This is a genomic window from Hydrogenivirga sp. 128-5-R1-1 (genome assembly GCF_000171895.1).
In genome coordinates this window covers 1-1847 of the sequence record NZ_ABHJ01000226.1, presented here as the reverse complement: position 1 = coordinate 1847, position 1847 = coordinate 1, and the positions used below count along the sequence as shown (strand labels likewise).

Here is a 1847-nt window from a genome sequence, read left to right as displayed (position 1 = left end):
GAAAAATTTATACCTTTCAGAGCTTCCACATAACCTTCATCTGTCTTATAAACTTTCTTTAAATTTTTTGTTTCTATTATCTTCACATTTTTCCTCATATGTTATTTTTATTCATATCTGAGCATTTCGGCAGGTATTTCTTTTGATGCAAAATAAGCTGGAAGTAATGATGATACAAAGCATATCAATATAGAAGAAAATACTACAACTAAGATTTCAAATACAGAAATTTTTAAAGGTAAATATTCCATCATATAAACCTGTGGATTAAGCTTTATTAAATGATAAGTGTCAGCTATATAAATAACAGAAATTCCTATTAGAAGTCCTAATATAGTTCCAGTTATACCGATTATTAATCCCTGCCATAGAAAAACCTTTAATATAAATTTATTTTTAGCCCCAACTGTTTTTAGTATGGCAATGTCTTTTCTTTTTTCCCTTGATTTTGTTATTAAAAGACTTGATATGTTAAATGATGCAACTAAAACTATTAAAGCTATCACCAAAAACATGGCAAGTTCTTCAAGTTTTAAAGCCTGAAATAAACTTTTATTCATATCTATCCAGGTTCTTACCATATACGGAAAATCAAATATTTTTTCAAGTTTTTCCTTCACAACTTGAGCCTGATAAGGGTCTTTTAACTTAAGCTGAACACCTGTTATCTGACCATTCATATTTAAAAATTTTTGTGCATCTTTTAGATTTAAACTTACATAACTTGAGTCATACTCATACATCCCAAAATCAACTATAGCTACAACCTTAACCTGCATTATTTTAGGCATATATCCAAGAGGCGTTTTTTGACCAAATGGAGAAATAAGATTTATTTTATCTCCAACATCAACATCAAGTATAAAGGCTAAATCCTTTCCTATTACTGCTGTTTTTGGATTTTTTAATTCATCAAAATTCCCTGCAATTACTCTCTTATCAACAGCCATTATTTTTTTATCTTTTTCTGGGATAACACCTCTTATAAATATTGACTGAACATTTTTACCTACAGAAGCCAGTGCCTGAGAATATATAAAAGGCTCACTGCCCTGTATTTCAGAGAAATCTTTGAATTTTTGCAGTATTTCTTTATACTCATCTTCCCAAAATTTATTGGCTATTTTCATTATTACAGCGTGTGGAGTTGTCTGAAGTATTTTTTCTTTCAATCCAAACTGAAAACCGCTTAAAACAGCAAGAGTTATTAAAAGAGCAGAAACTCCAACAGTTATACCAATTAAAGAAATTAAAGACATAAATGACAAAGCTTTACTTTTTAAAGAAAGTAGATACCTTAAGGCTATTTTTATGTAAAGCGGCACAAAAACCCCTAATCTAAATTTTATACATACTAATTATATCATCTGCCAATTACTTCATTGTAAACTTCATCTGCATGGTAAGAGCTTCTAACTAACTTTCCGCTAAAAACCTCTTTAAATCCAAGTTTATATCCTATTTCTTCAAGTTCTTTAAATTCTTCATCTGTATAGTATTTTTCAACAGGAAGGTGAGCTTTTGAAGGTCTTAGATACTGACCTATTGTAATGACTTCACAGTTATGAGCTAAAAGGTCTTCCATAACCTTTATTATTTCCTCTTTTGTTTCACCAAGACCCACCATTATTCCGGATTTTGAGACTATATTTTTATCAAGCTCTTTTATCCTTTTTATAAGCTTTAAAGAAAGCTGATAATTTCCTCTATGTCTTACTTTTTTATAAAGCGACGGCACTGTCTCAATATTGTGGTTTATAACATCTGGTTTTGACTGGGCAACTATTTTTAAGGCATTCCAGTTCCCTTGAAAGTCAGGTATTAAAACTTCTACTGTACACTGTGGA

The 1847-nt window shown here is 30.2% G+C and carries 2 protein-coding genes; both read right to left on the bottom strand.

All coding sequences use genetic code 11. The annotated features are described in order from the left end of the window. Nucleotides 1-107: 107 nt before the first annotated feature. Nucleotides 108-1325 carry an ABC transporter permease gene (locus HG1285_RS03070; protein WP_008288966.1) on the bottom strand — a complete coding sequence of 406 codons (1218 nt, stop codon included), beginning with the start codon at nt 1323-1325 and terminating at the stop codon, nt 108-110. Between the two features lie 38 nt (nt 1326-1363). Then, nucleotides 1364-1847: lipoyl synthase (locus tag HG1285_RS03075; protein ID WP_008288965.1), on the bottom strand; the 484-nt coding region annotated here is incomplete at its 5' end.